Raw genomic sequence first — 17,587 nt, 5'->3', positions numbered from 1 at the left:
AAGTATGTCATATTGAATACCCATACATTCCCGGAATCATTGATTTTTTTATAAAAAATCAAAAAAACATCAACATATTTGTCGATACATGTTGTATAATCTTGCGTGGGAAGCTATCATATAAATGTATAAAACGTTTACTAATATAAGCGAAGGGAAGAATAGCATGTCACATTCAATCGAACAACTTTCTATCAACACGATTCGCACATTATCCATCGATGCGATTGAAAAAGCAAACTCTGGTCACCCAGGAATGCCAATGGGTGCAGCACCAATGGCTTATACATTATGGACTCAATTTATGAAACACAATCCAAATAACCCAACGTGGTTTAACCGTGATCGTTTCGTATTATCTGCAGGTCATGGTTCAATGTTATTATACAGCCTACTTCACCTATCTGGTTATGATGTAACAATGGATGACTTAAAGAACTTCCGTCAATGGGGAAGCAAAACTCCAGGACATCCTGAGTATGGTCATACAGCTGGTGTAGATGCAACGACTGGTCCACTTGGACAAGGTATTGCAACTGCTGTAGGTATGGCAATGGCAGAAAGACATTTAGCTGCTAAATATAACCGTGATGCGTATAATGTAGTAGATCATTATACATACGCTATTTGTGGTGATGGAGATTTAATGGAAGGCGTTTCTGCTGAAGCATCTTCATTAGCTGCTCATTTACAATTAGGTCGTCTTGTTGTGCTTTACGATTCAAACGATATTTCATTAGATGGCGATTTAAATCGTTCATTCTCTGAAAGTGTAGAAGATCGTTACAAAGCATACGGATGGCAAGTAATCCGTGTTGAGGATGGAAACGATATTGAAGCAATCGCGAAAGCAATTGAAGAAGCGAAAGCTGACGAAAAACGCCCAACGCTAATTGAAGTAAGAACGACAATTGGTTTCGGTTCTCCAAACAAATCAGGAAAATCAGCTTCACATGGTTCTCCACTTGGTGTAGAAGAAACAAAATTAACGAAAGAAGCATATGCTTGGACTGCTGAGCAAGACTTCCATGTAGCAGAAGAAGTATATGACAACTTCCGTAAAACAGTACAAGATGTTGGTGAAACTGCGCAAGCTGAGTGGAACACGATGCTAGGTGAATATGCTCAAGCATACCCAGAATTAGCAAACGAATTCCAAGCAGCAATGAACGGTCAACTTCCAGAAGGTTGGGAGCAAAACTTACCAACTTATGAATTAGGATCAAAAGCAGCAACTCGTAATTCTTCTGGTGCTGTAATTAATGCAATTGCAGAGTCTGTACCATCATTCTTCGGTGGATCTGCTGACCTTGCTGGTTCTAACAAGACATACATGAATAACGAAAAAGACTTTACAAGAGATGATTACAGCGGTAAAAACATTTGGTACGGTGTACGTGAGTTCGCAATGGGTGCAGCAATGAACGGTATTGCACTACATGGCGGTTTAAAAACTTACGGTGGTACGTTCTTCGTATTCTCTGATTACTTACGCCCAGCAATTCGCCTTGCAGCATTAATGCAATTGCCAGTAACGTATGTATTCACACATGACAGTATCGCTGTTGGTGAAGATGGTCCAACGCATGAACCAATCGAGCAATTAGCAGCGCTTCGTGCAATGCCAAATGTTTCTGTTATCCGTCCTGCTGATGGTAACGAATCTGTTGCAGCTTGGAGACTAGCTTTAGAATCTACAAACAAACCAACTGCTTTAGTATTAACTCGTCAAGACCTTCCAACATTAGAAGGTGCAAAAGAAGATACGTATGAAAAAGTAGCAAAAGGTGCATATGTAGTTTCGGCAAGCAAGAAAGAAACGGCTGATGTAATCTTACTTGCAACTGGATCTGAAGTAAGCCTAGCTGTTGAAGCTCAAAAAGCATTAGCAGTAGACGGCGTTGACGCAGCTGTTGTCAGCATGCCATCTATGGATCGCTTCGAAGCTCAAACTGCAGAGTACAAAGAATCTGTATTACCAAAAGCAGTAACAAAACGTTTCGCAATTGAAATGGGTGCTACATTCGGATGGCACCGTTACGTAGGTCTTGAAGGAGATGTGTTAGGTATCGATACATTCGGTGCTTCTGCTCCTGGTGAGAAGATTATGGAAGAGTATGGATTTACTGTAGAGAACGTTGTTCGTAAAGTAAAAGAAATGCTTTAATGATTTCAGAAAAATCTCTCCGGCATGGAGAGGTTTTTCTATGTAAATGAGTTTTTTCGACAGAAAAAGTTTTTTATCTCTCCGCAGTCAGACAATCATTGCAAACTTTCTTATATATAATGAAGAGAAAAGGTTGTCCAGATTGGGAGTGGAAAAATGAAAACGTATGAATTGTATTTAATTCAAGAGGATATTGCGAAAGCTTATTTTGGTCGTGAATATTTGTTTTTTGATTTATTTGCTCGATTTTCAGAATCTGGGTCCCTTTCGGAGAAAAAAGTGTTATATAAGCAAATGATGTATATAACGATGCCATTGCAAGTAATGAAAATTCATCATAAATTAGAACAAGCTTTGCGCGTTCTTGGTAAATATGATAGAACACATCATACACATACACTTTATACGGGAGCGGAGTACGGCGAAATAATGGTGAAACCGCACTATATTCGTATGAATACCTCTGGAAATGTCTCTATGGAAACGACATTCTTTGAGGTGTTAAGAAAGTGTGAATTAACATTTTTAGCAATGGATTATGAAAATACAAAGTACGGATGGCTGAATCCTCTAAAACAAGTACGAACATATGTGTAAAAAATGTCGAATTGTATCTTGTCTTATTGAAAAGGTTTTAGTACACTGTAAGGTAGACAACATGAAGGAGGAAAATATATGCCAATTTGGTTAGGTATTCTAGTGGGCGTAGTAGCACTAGTAGCAGGCGTGGCGTTAGGATTTTTCATTGCCCGCAAATACATGATGAATTACTTACAAAAAAATCCACCAATTAACGAACAAATGTTAAAAATGATGATGATGCAAATGGGACAAAAACCTTCCCAAAAGAAAATCAATCAAATGATGAGCGCGATGAACAAGCAACAAATGAAATAAGCGCTAAAAGACACTCGCTAAGAGTGTCTTTCTTTTTGTTAGTTATAGTTTTTAAAACTTTTAAAAATTCTGTATTTTTGGTAAACTGAAAACATCGCTCATTTTAAGGGAGGAGGAAAAAAATGAAAGTATTTATGAATTTAGCGTGGTTTTTTAAACAAGAAAAACGAGCGTACATAACTGGAATTATTTTATTGTTTGGCGTTGCACTTCTAGAACTTGTAGCACCAAAAGTAATTGGAATCGTTGTAGATGAAATTAATGATGGAACATTGACGACCGATAAGTTACTAAAATGGGTTGTATTATTAGTAATTGTAGGTATTACGATGTACATATTACGTTACATATGGCGTATTATGATTTTCGGGTCTTCATTAAAATTAGCTCGCCAATTACGAAAAAATTTATATGAACATTTTACAAAGATGAGTCCATCTTTCTATCAGTCAAATCGAACAGGTGATTTAATGGCACATGCGACCAATGATATTCAAGCGATCCAGCAAACTGCTGGAGCGGGTGTTTTGACGCTTGTTGACTCATTAGCTGTCGGAGGATGTGTACTCGTAGCGATGGGTTTTACAATTAGTTGGAAGTTAACATTATTAAGTTTAATTCCAATGCCGATTGTAGCCATTTCGACAAATTATTATGGAACGTTATTACATAAAAGGTTTCATAAAGCACAGCAATCGTTTTCGGAAATCAATGATAAAGTGCAAGAGAGTATGAGTGGGATGAAGGTAATCCGGTCTCTTGGACAAGAGAAAGAAGATTTGCAGGCGTTTCGAAAAAAATCAGAAGATGTTGTACATAAAAATGTGTTAGTTGCACGTATTGATTCGTTATTTGATCCGACAATCTCTCTTATCGTTGGATTTTCTTTTTTAATCGCAGTATGTTATGGATCGGTATTAGTTGTAAGAGGTGAATTAACAGTAGGTGATCTCGTTACATTTACGACATATTTAGGTACCCTCGTTTGGCCAATGTTAGCGTTTGGGTGGTTGTTCAATATTATGGAGCGTGGGCGTGCATCATATGACCGTGTAGAAAAAATTCTTTCACAAAAATCAGATGTAGTAAATAGCGAAAATGCTGTACATACAATAGCGAGCGGTAATGTTTCGTTTGCCGTTGATTCATTTTCGTATAAGAAAAATGAATTGTTACATTTAACCGATATTCACTTTGATTTGAAGAAGGGTGAAACACTAGGAGTTGTAGGACGTACAGGCGCAGGGAAAACGACTTTATTAAAATGTTTAATCCGTGAGTATGATCATTTTAATGGTGAATTAAAAATTGGGAAGCGAGATATTCGAGATATAACACTTCATGGTGTCCGTTCTGCCATTTCATACGTGCCGCAAGATCATTTTTTATTTTCAGCAAGTATTGGTGAGAATATTGCCTTTGGAAAGGCGGATGCTACATATAATGAAATTACCGAAGCTGCAGAGATTGCTTGTATTCATAATGACATCCTCCAATTTTCAGAAGGATATGAAACAGTAGTAGGGGAAAGAGGTGTTTCGTTATCTGGTGGTCAAAAACAGCGAATCTCTATTGCTCGTGCTTTATTAACAAATGCTGAAATTTTAATTTTGGATGATTGTTTATCAGCAGTAGATGCAAAAACAGAAGAGACGATTTTAAGTGCCTTAAAGAGGGAAAGAGCAGGGAAAACGACGATTATTACTGCACACCGATTAAGTGCAATTCAGCATGCCAATCTTATTCTTGTTGTTGATGAAGGTAGAATTGTACAAAGAGGTACACATGAGGAATTAATGAAGGAAAACGGCTGGTATAAGGAAATGTATGAAAGCCAGCAATTAGAAGCTTTAGTCGAGAAAGGAGGCGTATGATGGTAGAGAAGAAGCGAAGTGATTTAAGTAGATTGCTTTCCTATATGAAGCCATATAAAGGGTTGCTATCTTTAGCATTTATCTTTTTAGTTGGTGCGACAGTAACGGAAATGATGGGTCCTTTTTTAATTAAACAATTCCTCGATGAACACCTAGTACCGCGGGATTTTGAACGATCAGCGCTCGTTACTTTATTTGTAATTTACATAGTTGCTCATTTATTAAAAGTATTATTTACGTATTTAAATCTATTGTACTTTCAGAACATTGCTTTTAAGATTGTTCAAGATATGCGAGTTGAAGTATATGAACATGTTCAAAAGCTGTCATTAAGTTTCTTTGATCGTACGCCAATTGGTACGCTCGTATCTCGTATAACGAATGATACGGAAGCGATTAAAGATTTTTATGTCAGTGTATTATCAACATTTGTGAAAAATGTAGTCTTTTTAGTAGGCATTTTAGTAGCGATGTTTTTATTAGATGTAAAATTAGCGCTATTTTCTCTCGTATTAATTCCGATAATGTTTGCGATTATGGTATTATATCGCCGGAAAAGTGCAGCTTTTTATTTAGAAGTACGTAATCAACTAAGCGTGTTAAATGCAAAGTTGAACGAGTCCATACAAGGAATGAATATTGTTCAAGTGTTCAGACAAGAAAAACGTATGAGAAAAGAGTTTGAAGAAGTGAATAATAAACATTATAGTGCAGGGCGACGTACTTTGAAGTTAGACGCATTACTTTTACGACCAGCTACGGATTTAGTGCATATTGTAGCTATTGCGTTAGTACTAGGTTTATTTGGGATTGATGCTTTAAAGAGCCCTGTTGAAGTAGGAGTTTTATATGCTTTTGTTAACTATATACATCGTTTCTTCCAACCTGTAAATGAGATGATGATGAAATTGTCCTTTTTCCAACAGGCACTTGTTTCGTCATCACGTGTATTTCATTTAATGGACGAGAAAGATTTAGCACCGGTTCAAAAAGGCAATGAGAATCCTCAAGTCGTGGATGGAGATATTGAATTTAAAAATGTTACTTTTTCATATGATGGAAAGCGTGACGTTTTAAAAAATGTATCATTTCACGTGAAACAAGGGCAAACGGTTGCTTTTGTTGGGCATACTGGTAGCGGAAAAAGTACGATTATGAATTTGTTAATGCGATTTTATAATATTAAGTCAGGAAATATTGTAATAGACGGTGTAGATTTAGAAAAATTTGAAGAACGAGAAATTAGAAAGAAAATAGGACTCGTATTGCAAGATGCATTTTTATTTGCTGGAAATGTAAAGCAAAATATTCGTATGTATAATGAAGAAATTACGGATGAAGAAGTAAAAGAAGCTGCTCGATTTGTGCAAGCGAATACGTTTATTGAAAAGTTACCAAAACAGTATGAAACAGAAGTAGTAGAAAGAGGTGCAGCATTTTCAAGCGGTCAACGACAATTAATTGCTTTTGCTAGAACGATAGCAACGAATCCGAAAGTATTAGTATTAGATGAAGCAACAGCTAATATCGATACAGAAACAGAAGAGGCTATTCAAACAGCGTTGCAACAAATGCGAAAAGGTAGAACGACGATAGCCATTGCGCATAGGTTATCTACAATTCAAGATGCAGATCAAATTTTTGTGATGCATGATGGGGAGATAGTAGAAAGAGGAACACATCAAGAATTACTAAGTGAGCAAGGTTTGTATTATAATATGTACTTGCTACAAAATAAAGTGAGTTTGCAAAAGGCCTTGTAACACAAGGTCTTTTTTATTTTGTATACAAAATATGTTTACTCTTTGTTTCTATAGCATAAATGTCGTGTCCTCTTATGAAACTTGTACATATTGTATGTATACGAAGTAAAAAAATTGATAGGAGATTTTATATGTAAAACAGATCAAGTTCAAATGTTACGTTTATTGATGTGTCTCATTGGGAAGGGAATATTGATTGGAATGCAGTGAAGGCATCTGGAATTCCAGCAGCGTATGCAAAAGCGACAGAAGGTGTAAACTACATTGATCCTACTTTTACTAAAAATGTACAAGCAGCCCGAAGTGCGAATGTATTAATTGGTGCATACCATTTTGCACGTCCAGAACAAAATGATGCAATTTCAGAGGCGAAATATTTTGTGAGTATATTACAAAGTAACCAGACAGACTTAATGCCAGTTCTGGGTTTAGAATCACCAACAGATCCGAGCAACAGTAATTTAACTGGTAACGCTATATCGAATTGGGCAAGAAGCTTCATAAATTATGTGAAACAGGCTACTGGAAAAGATGTAATGTTATATACAGGAGTTTGGTATATTAATGAGTTCAGAATTAGCGGATTAAGTGATATACCGCTTTGGATTGCTAAATACTCGAGTACAACGCCTGCTGATGCTGGTGGATGGACAGCGTGGCAGTACACAGATTCTGGACAAATTTCAGGCGTAGGAAATTGTGATGTATCAGCTGCAGTTTCATTAGAAGCTTTAAAAGGGAATGGAGCAAGTGGTGGAGGTAATGTTTCCCCGCTTAATAATGCAACTCCAGTGTACGGGGTTGCTATAATTAATGGAGATAATGTGAATTTGAGAAGTGGACCATCTTTACAGTCTAGTATAATTCGCCAATTGAATCGTGGCGAAACATATGAAGTTTGGGGAGAACAAGATGGATGGCTTTGTTTAGGGACAAATCAGTGGGTATATAATGATCCGAGTTATATTCAGTATAAACATTATGTGGCGACTATTACTGGTGATAATGTAAATTTGCGTGATGCTCCATCATTAAATGGAAATGTTATAAGATAGTTACATCAGGGTGAATCGTATCGAGTATGGAGTAAGCAAGATGGATGGCTTTGCTTAGGGACAAATCAATGGATATACTACGATTCGAGTTATATTCAGTATGGTGTACAATAGAGTGAAAATAAAAGGTGCCCCGTCAGAGGTGCCTTTTATTAAAAATATACAACTTTTACAAAGTCTATATCGAAACCATAGTATACTATAGTAGAAATATTTATAAAAAATAATCGAAAATGAAATAAAGGAGTAAAAATATGAATTATGTGCTAATAGGTGCGATTTTAATATTATTAGCTGTAGCATTTGTGCTGTTTTATAAAAATAAACAGTTAGAATCAGAGAGTCAGCAAGTAGAATTTGAAAAGAAACAAGCGATTGAAACGTATAAAAATGAAATTGCAGCTACAGTGATAGAGCATAAAGAACAACAAAATAATTTAAAAAATATGGAACAGAAAAAATACAATGATTTACAAGTAAGTGCAAATAGAGAAATTGAAAATATGCGTATGATGAAAAATCAATTAGCTATGCAGCATAGTAAAGAACGTAGTGAAATGCAAAATAAACATAATAACGAAATACATATGTTTCAAAAATTAATTGCAAATTTACGAGAATATACTAAAAACGGTGCTGAAATGAATACGTACGAAACATTACATTATATGAAGCGAGGATTCATAGAGCAAGGTATCATATTAGATGCTGAAATTCAAGTCATGCCGAATGTTTTTATTAAAAATAATAGTGAAATAAACGATAATAGAATCCATCATCTCATCTTGTGCAAAACTGGTATTTATCTATTGGAGACGAAAGAATGGAACGAGAAATTAATTCATGGTTTAACGAAAGAAAATGCTGGTATATATTCATTTATGATTGATGAAATGGGTAAGTATCAACAAGAAGTTGATAAAGAAGAGACATTTGAATATATAGTAGGTAAAGATTCGTCAACTATACAAGTGAAAAATGAAGGGAATCCAGTATATAAGGCGAAGAAACTATCTAAAATTTTATACAATTGTTTGAATGAAATGCAGGCTAATAGTATAAAAGAAAAGGTAAAACCAGTTGTATATTTTTATAATAAAAATGGAAAAGCAATAGTAGACCTTTCTAGTGAGGAAACACCTAGATTAAAAGATCGGGAGCAAATTGTAACGTTCTTCAGAAATGAAATCTTAACAGGGACAGTAGTATATACAGAGCAAGAATTAGAACAGATTCGAGAAATGATTAGCTGGATGAACTATATAGTGAGTTAAAAGGGGAGATCTTTCTGAACGATATGCTGCGTAGCATTTTGTATGGCTATTTTTGTTTGTATATAGTAATGTACATTGTATTTATATTCGTCATTGATATGGTCCATATACCCTTAAGTGTAAGGAGCATTTTTGTAGTATTCATACCATTTGTTTTATTAGTCATGATTCAAAGGGTTATTTTATATGTTTCTAAAAATCGTAATGAAGAAAAGAAGCAAATGTTGGGGGTTTTAATAGTAGCACTCATACCATTAATAGTGTGCACTGTACAATTAAGTGTAAATGAATATACATCAAAGTTTAATCAGAATAGATGGTTAAATCATGCAGATAAGCGGGTACATATGGTAGATGATCTATTACAAAAATATAAATTAATAGGGAAATCAAATGAAGAAATTACACAATTGTTAGGAGCCCCAACGGAAACGAGAAGTGGGGAAGAAGGAGTTATCACTTTGTATTATCTTGGGACTGAACGTGGCTTTATTCCAATAGATAGCGAACAGCTTGTTTTACAATTTGATAGAGATGGTAAAGTTATGGAATATACGGTGTATAAAGATTAAAGAAACGTGGAGGGAAGCTATATGTTATAGCTTCTTTTTTATTTTTCAATATGTCACGGAAGGGGGAGAAGGTTTTTGAGTGGAATAAGGAATGAAAGCGGAGGTGATGCATATATATAGATGCATTGGGTGATTATTCGCCCGATTGCTGAGGGTTAATAATCAATAAGTACGGACAAAAAACCCACTGATGAAAGTTTCACTTTATCATATTGTATAAATGAAAAGGAGGTAAGACGGTGAAAGCAATCCCGACTGATGTCCTGAGTAAAGAATTGATGGAAAGAGAAGGAGTTATATCTATTACAGTAAAGGAATTTGAAAAGATAGAAGTAGCTGGAGTAGTAGTCGCTGGTCCAGCGGTTATTTTGATTAATCAAGATTAAGTACATATCATTGAAATAAAAAGCATCCGTTTAGGATGCTTTTTATTTGTATGTAAGGATAAATATGATGGATAATTGTGTTACTGGAGGGAAAGTCTGTGGCAATTATTATAACAATGTTAGTAATGGGTATTTTATTAGGATTTGTTGGAGCTGGAGGAGCTGGGTTTATTATCGCGATACTCACTTTAGTATTCCATATTCCTATTCATGTTGCTCTTGCAACATCTTTAACCGCAATGGCGTTTACGACATTATCAGGTGTTGTCAGTCATTACCGTGAAGGCAATGTAGCACTTATTATAGGCGGGATTGTTGGGGGATTTGGCGCAATTGGCTCTTATATTGGTTCTAAATTTGGTTCACTTATACCAGCTCATCTTCTTCATTGGTTTACAGCTGGGATGTTATTTTTATCGGCAATTTTTATGTTTATTAAATTAATTATGTTCCAAAACAAAGAACAGTCGTCTTTATATAAACATAAAGAGTTTCCCGTTAACTACTTGTTGAAATGTATATGCCTTGGATTAGTTACTGGAATGATGGCTGGTTCATTTGGGATTGGTTCTGCACCGTTTATTCAACTTGGATTAATGGTTCTATTGGGACTAACGATTCAGCAATCTGTAGGGACAACGATGCTTGTTATATTACCGATTGCAATTGGAGGCGGGCTAGGATATAGTTCGGAAGGATATTTAGATTATATATTGTTATTGCAAGTATTAATTGGGACCATGTTAGGGGCATATATTGGCGCGAAGTTTACAAATTATGCACCGCGAATGCTTTTGAGGTTTTCGATGATTATGACACCGGTTTTAGCTGGATGTATGCTATTGATGGAATAAAGTGAAATTATAATAAGCAGGGGGGTACTGCTTACAAATAGCGGGATAAAATTAATATAGCAAACTATTAATATATTTTACGAATGAATTATGTAGGTAATTCATATTTCCCATATAAAAGGATTTGTTTTAATATTATGAGTGTAAAGTTCGAGTATTCGAAGTACTACTTGAATTATATCCCTATCCCTTTTCTAAAAATGCGAACAAGTTTTGCCCTATTCTATTCAATAGTTAATTGCATAGAAATATATTGTTCGATGACCATTATGGAACGTACATAATGGGAAAATCCCGATCCTTAAAGAGGATGCCCCTAATCTTCATGTGAAAATATGATCGGATAAGAAAGCTGACCAATTGATGGTCAGCTTTCTTTTTGTTCAAAAACTATTTCTTCTTTAATTTCTGTTTGTAATAATAAAGCTTTTCCGAAACGACGTTTACATTCTGCACGCACTTTTTCAATGGCTAGTAGCTGAGTAGTGGCGGGAACGGTGACAATAGCTTGGCGAGGCTTTCGATTTTTTTCACAAAAGACACATTCCACAACATAATTAGAAATCATATTTTCATCCTTCCAGTTTTAATTTCTAAAAAGGGATTGTCTATGAAGTTGATGTAATTTTTCGTCATTGTTTTATTATTTTCCTCTTTTTTTCAAGGGGAAAATAATAAAGAGGGCGAATTTTAGTAGGGGAGGGATGTTTATGGAGAGATGGATAGGTAGTGCAGCGGTATGTGTAAATGAAAGAAATGAAGTTTTAATGGTACTGCAGGGAAAAGAGGGAGAAGAAAAAAGGTGGTCTGTCCCAAGTGGAGGACTTGAAAAGGGAAAGACACTAGAAGAATGTTGTATTAGGGAAGTTTGGGAAGAAACAGGTTACAATGTGGAAGTTGTAAATAAAATATATGAAAAAGAGGGTATTACATACGGTGTTCCAGTGTATGTCCATTATTATTTTGTTAAACAAATAGGCGGTAATATGAAAATCCAAGATCCTGATGAGTTAATACATGAAATTGCTTGGAAAGGGATACATGAAGTTGAACAATTGTGTTTAGCTTTTCCAGAGGATTATGAATTGCTGTGCCAATATATAGATAAAGAAGCAAGTATGTAAATACTTGCTTCTTTAATGTATCCAAGACAAGAAAAGCGGAACGATAACTAAACTAGCGCCTGCTGTTAAAAGCATAGATAAACTTGCAATTGTTCCTTCCACAGGACCGATTTCGAATGCTTTTGATGTACCGGTTCCATTTGCGCTTGTTCCTAACATAATACCTTTTGCGATTGCTGTTTTAATACGGCAAATACGTATGAGAGAAGGACCGAGCAATGCTCCTGTTAAGGCAGTTAAAACGACAAATACAGCAGTTAATTGTGACATGCCACCAATCATTTCTGAAATAGCCATTGCGATTGGTGTTGTTACGATATGTGGAGCTAAACTATGTTCTAGTGATGAATCAATTTGAAAATAATTTGCTAGTAGTGCTGAAGTAATGACTGATAAAAACGAACCGACAATGACATTAAGTAAGATAGCCATTCCATGTTTCTTTAATAAATCAAAGTATTTATAGATTGGCCATGCAAAAGCAACTGTTGCGGGTTTTAATAATTCAGTTAACCAGTGACCACCAGATTCATATGTTTCATAAGGTGTATTTAATCCGAGCAATAAAGCAATTAAAATAATGGGACAGACGAGAAGAGGAGAAAGTAGACTCCAATTCCAACGTTGATACATTTTTTTTGATATCCAATATGTGAATAGTGTTAATAGTAAACAAAGAAATCCGATCATTGCGTTGATCCTTTCCGCTTTAGTAGCAATTCTGTTAAAAGTCCTGTAACTAAGGTAACGCAAAGAGTGCTAATCATAATAATTAAAATGAGATCGATTCCATATTGTGTTAGTGTATCTCTGTAACGTATGACAGCGACTGCAGAAGGGATGAAAAATAAAATAAGTTCTTTTAATAAAAAATCTGCTCCGTCCTGTATCCATTCTTTTTTAACTAGGTTTAATTTTAATGAAATTAATAATAAAAAAATACCGATTATACTTCCTGGAACTGGGAGGTGTGCCTGTTTTGCAATCCATTCACCTGTCCAAGCGAAAGAAAATAGTAATAAAATTTGTCCGCTTAACTTCCACCATTTCATACAGTAACCACCTCTTTCTTTTTTTACATAAAAATTGTAAAAAAGAATTAACAATTTCTACTATACGTTCATTCGAAATATTTGTCTAATATATAAATTATATGGTATTAATATATTAGACGTATTAATCGAAAGTGAAAAGGGTGTCCAAAAATGGAATTACGGCATTTGCAATATTTTGTTGTTGTGGCAGAAGAGTTACACTTTGGACGGGCAGCTGCTCGTTTACAAATGACACAACCACCACTTAGTCAACAAATACAGCAATTAGAAAAAGAAATGGGAGTTACATTATTTTCAAGAACGAAAAGAAAGGTTGAACTAACAGAAGCAGGAGAAATGTTTTTAAAAGAAGTAAAAAAAGCGTTTGAACAAATTGAAAAAGCAGTAGAAGTTGCACAAAGTGCACAAAGGGGAGAAGTAGGATCACTTTCAATTGGTTTTGTAGGTGCGGCGATATATGATATTTTACCATCAATTGTTAGGGAATATAGAAAGAAATTTCCGAGAGTGTCTGTTGCATTACATGAATTGTCAACACCAGATCAAGTTCATGCACTTCATGATAACCGTATCGATATTGGCTTTTTACGTCCACCAATTCCAACACAATTATTAGAATTAGAGCCAATTCAAAGGTTATCTTGCACCTTATGTTTACCAAAGGCACATCCACTTGCAGAGAAAGATGAAATACATATAGAAGATTTACGAGATGAGCCGTTTGTATTTATTACGAGACCAGTATGGCCAGCTTTGTATGATACAATTTTATCTCTTTGCAGAGAAGTTGGATTTAGTCCACGCATTGTACAAGAAGCAACAGAGTATCAAACAGTTATGGGGCTTGTAGCAGCAGGGATTGGAATTACAGTAATACCCGTATCGGCAAATAAGTTATATAAAACAGAAGTTGTATATAAAGAGTTATATGATTCTAATTTTGTGGCAGAAATGTCAGTGGCTTACAAAAAAATGAATAGTAATCCAGAGCTGCTAGAGTTTTTAAAAATTGCAAGAGAGAAGAAAAGAATAGAAGTAGAAGATGAATAATAGTAGTAACAGAAAATGGATTTAATTCAAATCCATAAAAGTACACCTTATTAAACAATAAAGCGGAAATGCAACTTAAGTTGCATTTCCGCTTTATTGTTCTTTTTTTAGCTCGATACTAAATAGATAAACGTGTTCATTTTCTTTTAAGAGTAGATCAATACCTGTTTCTTCATCAATGGTAGGAACGCTTACAGTTTCTTTACTGGTTTGAATTACAGCAGCTAAAGTTGTTTTTTGATTGTATTTTAAATTTTTTATAGATTGAATTGTAGTAGTTGCAGAGCTATTTACGCTTCGTGGTTCTTCTTCATGAACAAGCGTTGAACCACCTTCAATATTCATATACCACTGCCTTTTTTCTTGTATATCTTTATCGAATTGGAAATGTGGTGGTAAAAAAGAAAGCTTTACTTTCTTTTTTGAAAAATGTGAGGTAGCTATATTAGCAATTTCTTTTGTTTTTTTACCATTGTTATAATAATCAATTGTAGCATTTATTTCATCTTTATCATTTTTAAGCGTAACGTTATAAAACATGCTATTTCTTTCTTGAAAAGGAGTCATTTGTAAAATAGAAGCTTGCTCTTTTGTTAATTTGTATGGCTCAACAATGGCAATTTCATTGTTTTTTAGTTGGCTACAACTTGTGAGTAATAATAAAGACAAGATTGATAGTAATTTTATACGCATGCAATCTCCTCCTTTTTACAATTATATTCTAAATGTGATTTTTTTATCATTTCGTTTTCTAGGACTAAAGACTTAGAAGAAATTCCGATTGTAGTGCGATGTTTAAAATGTCATATTTTTATACACTAGTAGTATAGAATGTGTATGTAATAAGGTAGGGGAAGAATGTTATGTCTTTATGTCGGTTAGCGAGAAAAAATATTAGAACATTTGCTACCAAAAGGATGAAGCAATTTATGTGGATTGCTATGAGTACTATGATTTTGTTTTTTATGATATCGTTACAATTTAATGAAGGAGCTATTTTGAAAGTAGGGGATGCATTTGTATTTCAAATGTATTTTTACACACTTTTTATTGTATTAATTTTCATATGTATTTTTACTACATATAAAATGATGTACTCTCTTTTGCATGTGAGGAGGGAGGAGTTTACATCTTATGTAGCAGAAAATATGAAAAGAAAAGAGGTACTATGTGTATTATGTCAGGAGCAATTATTCATTTATGGAGCAGCATTTGTTTTCGGATTAATTAATGGGATGCTATTTTTGAAATTATTCACGGTTATCTTTATGAAAATCGCAGGGATACAAGGAATAAATAGTGCGCCAATTACAATATATGCAGTTGTAATTATTAGTATAATTATTATGACTGTCGTTTTAATATCGATGATGCAATGTTATCGATTTGTTCGAAGTTTAAAGGGTGAAAATTCGTTGCGGTTTAAAGAAAGGGCATGAGAAATCATGCTTTTTTCTATTTTACACATAAAAATAATCATGTTACAGTGAAAAGACCTGACAAAGAATGGGAAGGAAAGGTTGTATAGAATGACAAATGAACAATCAATTGTAAAAGTCGATCGGTTAACGAAGCGAATCGGATCAAAGACACTTGTACAAAATATTAGTTTTGAAGTGAAAAAAGGCGAGGTTGTCGGTTTACTCGGACCAAACGGTGCTGGAAAAACGACTTTAATGAGAATGATGGTTGGTATGATCCGTATGACAGAAGGTGAAGTATGGATTGATGGTCAATCTGTGAAACAGCAATTCGAAAAAACCGCTGCGAAAATTGGAGCGGTAATTGAGACACCTGAATTTTATCCTTTTTTGAGTGGCTATGAAAATTTAACATATTTCGGACGAATGAATGGTAATGTGACTGAAGAACGTATCGATGAAGTAGTGAAATTGTTAGGGATGGGACAAGTAATTGATCGCAAAGTAAAAGCGTATTCACTCGGCATGAGACAACGTTTAGGAATCGCTCAGGCGCTTATTCACAATCCAGACGTGTTGATACTAGATGAACCGACAAATGGATTAGACCCTAGTGGAATACATGAAATGAGAATGTACATAAAAAAAATTGCACATGAACAAGGAAAAGCTGTACTTGTATCAAGTCACTTACTTTCAGAAGTTGAATTAATGTGTGACAGAGTTATCATTATTCAGCACGGGGAATATGTGGCTACGCAAAATATTCAGCATAGCCAAAGCGAAGAGATGGAGACGATCCGTATACGTGTAGATGATGCGAATAAAGCAGCGGAAATATTAGGGCATGATGTTTTAGTAAAAGATAATGAATTACTTATTAATGTAAAAGATGAAGAAATCCCAAATGTTATTCGTACATTGCTTGAGAAAAATATTCAAGTGTATCGTGTATATGAAGAAAGAAAAACGTTAGAAGAGCAATTTTTAGAATTAACAGGGGGAAAAGATATTGTTTAATTTAGTATATAATGAACTGTATAAAATATTTAAGCGGAAGCGAACGATTATTCCATTTGCAGTTATTGCAGTATTAATAATCGGATTAGGATGGGTTACGGTAAAGTATTTTGAACCGGAAACAAAAGGATGGAAAGTAGATTATACAGAACGTACTGTAGAAATTGAGAAAAAGCTTGGCATGAAAAAAGAAGCTATTTTAGCAGAAAAATCAGGGGATGAGCTTGTAAAAGAATACCAGCTTAAGATGAAGCATTTAGATACGGATACAGCACCGGCAAGCAGTTCTCCACTTTCTTTCATGAGAGATACAGGTTTTATCGTATTTCCAATTTTGCTCCCATTTATCCTCGTGTATGCAAGTACAATTTTTGCGAATGAATATAGCTGGGGAACATATAAATTTTTAACAATCCGTCCGGCGAGTCGATTTAAAATTTTAACAGCAAAGTTTTTAGCAATCGTTATATTTGCAGCTTTATTGTTTATATTTAATATGATTTTCTCCGCTTTATGTGGACTTGTTATTTATAAATTCCAACAGCCTGCATGGAGTGAGTTTATTTTCCAAGATGGAAATATAATAAAACAAAATATTTTTGTGGAAGCAAGTAAATATTATGTTTTATCATGGTTACCAACGGTTGTGTATGCATCGTTTGCATTTATGATTTCTGTGTTAACGAGATCTAGTGGAGGTGCAATTGGTATTTCACTATTCCTTGCTTTATCAGGCAATATTGCGTTATTAGCAGCCACTAGATATAACTGGGCGAAATATTTATTGCCAGCAAACACAGATTTATATAGTATTTCAAAGAATGGAAGTTTTATTGATGGAGTAACATTCCCGTTTGCATCATGTATGTTACTACTTTATTTGTTCGTATTTTTATGTATTTCATATACTGTGTTTTTAAAACGTGATTTAACTTAATAAGAAAAGCCGTTCAGGGTGTGAAGTGACCCCCGAAAGTTAGACAGGTCGTTTCATTAGGCAGCCTCTAGGGTATGAGCCCGGTATTGTACTGGGCTCATACCCTTTAATTTTGCCTTAATTCTTTTATGATTATAG

General features: G+C 34.7%; 19 protein-coding genes and 1 pseudogene. 15 read left to right on the top strand and 5 right to left on the bottom strand.

The annotated features are described in order from the left end of the window. Positions 1–166: 166 nt before the first annotated feature. The 10 genes and pseudogenes from tkt to CGQ22_RS25785 all read left to right on the top strand — a co-directional run bounded on the left by tkt (position 167) and on the right by CGQ22_RS25785 (position 10,842). Positions 167–2,167: a transketolase gene (gene tkt, locus CGQ22_RS25830; RefSeq protein WP_000019769.1), complete on the top strand. Its 2,001-nt coding sequence runs from the start codon at positions 167–169 to the stop codon at positions 2,165–2,167. Positions 2,168–2,323: 156 nt separating this feature from the next. After that, the gene (gene sirA, locus CGQ22_RS25825) at positions 2,324–2,764 is read left to right on the top strand and encodes a sporulation inhibitor of replication protein SirA (RefSeq protein WP_000860645.1); all 441 of its coding nucleotides are present in this window, start codon (positions 2,324–2,326) and stop codon (positions 2,762–2,764) included. 78 nt (positions 2,765–2,842) lie between these two features. Next, positions 2,843–3,064: a YneF family protein gene (locus CGQ22_RS25820; protein WP_001123317.1), complete on the top strand. Its 222-nt coding sequence runs from the start codon at positions 2,843–2,845 to the stop codon at positions 3,062–3,064. A gap of 122 nt (positions 3,065–3,186) precedes the next feature. Next, the gene (locus CGQ22_RS25815) at positions 3,187–4,938 is read left to right on the top strand and encodes an ABC transporter ATP-binding protein (protein WP_000862451.1); all 1,752 of its coding nucleotides are present in this window, start codon (positions 3,187–3,189) and stop codon (positions 4,936–4,938) included. Continuing rightward, positions 4,938–6,701 carry an ABC transporter ATP-binding protein gene (locus CGQ22_RS25810; protein ID WP_000229522.1) on the top strand — a complete coding sequence of 588 codons (1,764 nt, stop codon included), beginning with the start codon at positions 4,938–4,940 and terminating at the stop codon, positions 6,699–6,701. Before CGQ22_RS25815 ends, CGQ22_RS25810 begins: the two co-directional genes overlap by 1 nt. Positions 6,702–6,871: 170 nt before the next feature. After that, positions 6,872–7,870, top strand: a pseudogene (locus tag CGQ22_RS25805) (GH25 family lysozyme). A 140-nt stretch (positions 7,871–8,010) separates the two neighbouring features. Then, entirely contained in the window at positions 8,011–9,030 is a 1,020-nt protein-coding gene (locus tag CGQ22_RS25800; RefSeq protein WP_089149539.1) for an NERD domain-containing protein, read from the top strand. Positions 9,031–9,053: 23 nt separating this feature from the next. Further along, positions 9,054–9,602 (top strand): hypothetical protein, encoded by a 549-nt coding sequence (locus tag CGQ22_RS25795; RefSeq protein ID WP_089149538.1) that lies wholly within the window; start codon positions 9,054–9,056, stop codon positions 9,600–9,602. A 239-nt stretch (positions 9,603–9,841) separates the two neighbouring features. Further along, positions 9,842–9,988 carry a BC1881 family protein gene (locus tag CGQ22_RS25790; RefSeq protein WP_000644411.1) on the top strand — a complete coding sequence of 49 codons (147 nt, stop codon included), beginning with the start codon at positions 9,842–9,844 and terminating at the stop codon, positions 9,986–9,988. 98 nt (positions 9,989–10,086) lie between these two features. Next, complete coding sequence (locus CGQ22_RS25785; protein WP_000974657.1) at positions 10,087–10,842, top strand: sulfite exporter TauE/SafE family protein; 756 nt, start codon at positions 10,087–10,089, stop codon at positions 10,840–10,842. Positions 10,843–11,209: 367 nt separating this feature from the next. Here the strand turns inward: CGQ22_RS25785 and CGQ22_RS25780 are convergent, their stop codons facing one another. After that, complete coding sequence (locus tag CGQ22_RS25780) at positions 11,210–11,410, bottom strand: DUF3903 domain-containing protein (protein WP_000625227.1); 201 nt, start codon at positions 11,408–11,410, stop codon at positions 11,210–11,212. A 142-nt stretch (positions 11,411–11,552) separates the two neighbouring features. Here CGQ22_RS25780 and CGQ22_RS25775 point away from each other — a divergent pair, with 142 nt between their 5' ends. Continuing rightward, positions 11,553–11,966 (top strand): NUDIX hydrolase, encoded by a 414-nt coding sequence (locus CGQ22_RS25775; protein ID WP_089149537.1) that lies wholly within the window; start codon positions 11,553–11,555, stop codon positions 11,964–11,966. A 12-nt stretch (positions 11,967–11,978) separates the two neighbouring features. On the opposite strand, the gene CGQ22_RS25770 is transcribed toward CGQ22_RS25775, so the two are convergent. After that, the gene (locus tag CGQ22_RS25770; RefSeq protein WP_000578962.1) at positions 11,979–12,656 is read right to left on the bottom strand and encodes an LrgB family protein; all 678 of its coding nucleotides are present in this window, start codon (positions 12,654–12,656) and stop codon (positions 11,979–11,981) included. Beyond that, a complete protein-coding gene (locus CGQ22_RS25765) occupies positions 12,653–13,018 on the bottom strand; it encodes a CidA/LrgA family holin-like protein (RefSeq protein WP_089149536.1) in 366 nt (121 codons plus the stop codon). The genes CGQ22_RS25770 and CGQ22_RS25765 overlap by 4 nt, the downstream gene beginning before the upstream one ends. 153 nt (positions 13,019–13,171) lie before the next feature. On the opposite strand from CGQ22_RS25765, the gene alsR reads away from it, so the two are divergent. Continuing rightward, positions 13,172–14,071 (top strand): acetoin biosynthesis transcriptional regulator AlsR, encoded by a 900-nt coding sequence (gene alsR, locus CGQ22_RS25760; protein WP_000423234.1) that lies wholly within the window; start codon positions 13,172–13,174, stop codon positions 14,069–14,071. A gap of 93 nt (positions 14,072–14,164) precedes the next feature. Here the strand turns inward: alsR and CGQ22_RS25755 are convergent, their stop codons facing one another. Continuing rightward, a complete protein-coding gene (locus CGQ22_RS25755) occupies positions 14,165–14,764 on the bottom strand; it encodes a hypothetical protein (protein ID WP_001220627.1) in 600 nt (199 codons plus the stop codon). 170 nt (positions 14,765–14,934) lie between these two features. On the opposite strand from CGQ22_RS25755, the gene CGQ22_RS25750 reads away from it, so the two are divergent. From CGQ22_RS25750 to CGQ22_RS25740, 3 genes are all read left to right on the top strand, one after another. Continuing rightward, the gene (locus CGQ22_RS25750) at positions 14,935–15,510 is read left to right on the top strand and encodes an FtsX-like permease family protein (protein ID WP_000050625.1); all 576 of its coding nucleotides are present in this window, start codon (positions 14,935–14,937) and stop codon (positions 15,508–15,510) included. Positions 15,511–15,600: 90 nt separating this feature from the next. After that, the gene (locus CGQ22_RS25745) at positions 15,601–16,512 is read left to right on the top strand and encodes an ABC transporter ATP-binding protein (protein WP_000180624.1); all 912 of its coding nucleotides are present in this window, start codon (positions 15,601–15,603) and stop codon (positions 16,510–16,512) included. Further along, on the top strand, positions 16,505–17,449 hold the full coding sequence (locus tag CGQ22_RS25740) for an ABC transporter permease (RefSeq protein ID WP_000482759.1): 945 nt from the start codon (positions 16,505–16,507) through the stop codon (positions 17,447–17,449). The genes CGQ22_RS25745 and CGQ22_RS25740 overlap by 8 nt, the downstream gene beginning before the upstream one ends. A 56-nt stretch (positions 17,450–17,505) precedes the next feature. Here the strand turns inward: CGQ22_RS25740 and CGQ22_RS25735 are convergent. Continuing rightward, a partial coding sequence (locus tag CGQ22_RS25735; protein WP_140420774.1) for an IS3 family transposase occupies positions 17,506–17,587 on the bottom strand: 82 nt, incomplete at its 5' end.

The organism is Bacillus sp. M13(2017) (genome assembly GCF_002218325.1).
Lineage (GTDB): Bacteria > Bacillota > Bacilli > Bacillales > Bacillaceae_G > Bacillus_A > Bacillus_A thuringiensis_K.
The sequence above is the reverse complement of the archived record's forward strand: the minus strand, read 5'-3'. Positions and strand labels throughout refer to the sequence as shown.

What these genes read in the sequence shown, in the direction of transcription:
- CGQ22_RS25795 (WP_089149538.1), top strand. Translation starts at nt 9,054, where the DNA reads ATGCTGCGTAGCATTTTGTATGGCTATTTTTGTTTGTATATAGTAATG.
- sirA (WP_000860645.1), top strand. Translation starts at nt 2,324, where the DNA reads ATGAAAACGTATGAATTGTATTTAATTCAAGAGGATATTGCGAAAGCT.
- CGQ22_RS25820 (WP_001123317.1), top strand. Translation starts at nt 2,843, where the DNA reads ATGCCAATTTGGTTAGGTATTCTAGTGGGCGTAGTAGCACTAGTAGCA.
- tkt (WP_000019769.1), top strand. Translation starts at nt 167, where the DNA reads ATGTCACATTCAATCGAACAACTTTCTATCAACACGATTCGCACATTA.
- CGQ22_RS25750 (WP_000050625.1), top strand. Translation starts at nt 14,935, where the DNA reads ATGTCTTTATGTCGGTTAGCGAGAAAAAATATTAGAACATTTGCTACC.
- CGQ22_RS25765 (WP_089149536.1), bottom strand. Translation starts at nt 13,018, where the DNA reads ATGAAATGGTGGAAGTTAAGCGGACAAATTTTATTACTATTTTCTTTC.
- alsR (WP_000423234.1), top strand. Translation starts at nt 13,172, where the DNA reads ATGGAATTACGGCATTTGCAATATTTTGTTGTTGTGGCAGAAGAGTTA.
- CGQ22_RS25745 (WP_000180624.1), top strand. Translation starts at nt 15,601, where the DNA reads ATGACAAATGAACAATCAATTGTAAAAGTCGATCGGTTAACGAAGCGA.
- CGQ22_RS25800 (WP_089149539.1), top strand. Translation starts at nt 8,011, where the DNA reads ATGAATTATGTGCTAATAGGTGCGATTTTAATATTATTAGCTGTAGCA.
- CGQ22_RS25780 (WP_000625227.1), bottom strand. Translation starts at nt 11,410, where the DNA reads ATGATTTCTAATTATGTTGTGGAATGTGTCTTTTGTGAAAAAAATCGA.
- CGQ22_RS25810 (WP_000229522.1), top strand. Translation starts at nt 4,938, where the DNA reads ATGGTAGAGAAGAAGCGAAGTGATTTAAGTAGATTGCTTTCCTATATG.
- CGQ22_RS25770 (WP_000578962.1), bottom strand. Translation starts at nt 12,656, where the DNA reads ATGATCGGATTTCTTTGTTTACTATTAACACTATTCACATATTGGATA.
- CGQ22_RS25775 (WP_089149537.1), top strand. Translation starts at nt 11,553, where the DNA reads ATGGAGAGATGGATAGGTAGTGCAGCGGTATGTGTAAATGAAAGAAAT.
- CGQ22_RS25755 (WP_001220627.1), bottom strand. Translation starts at nt 14,764, where the DNA reads ATGCGTATAAAATTACTATCAATCTTGTCTTTATTATTACTCACAAGT.
- CGQ22_RS25815 (WP_000862451.1), top strand. Translation starts at nt 3,187, where the DNA reads ATGAAAGTATTTATGAATTTAGCGTGGTTTTTTAAACAAGAAAAACGA.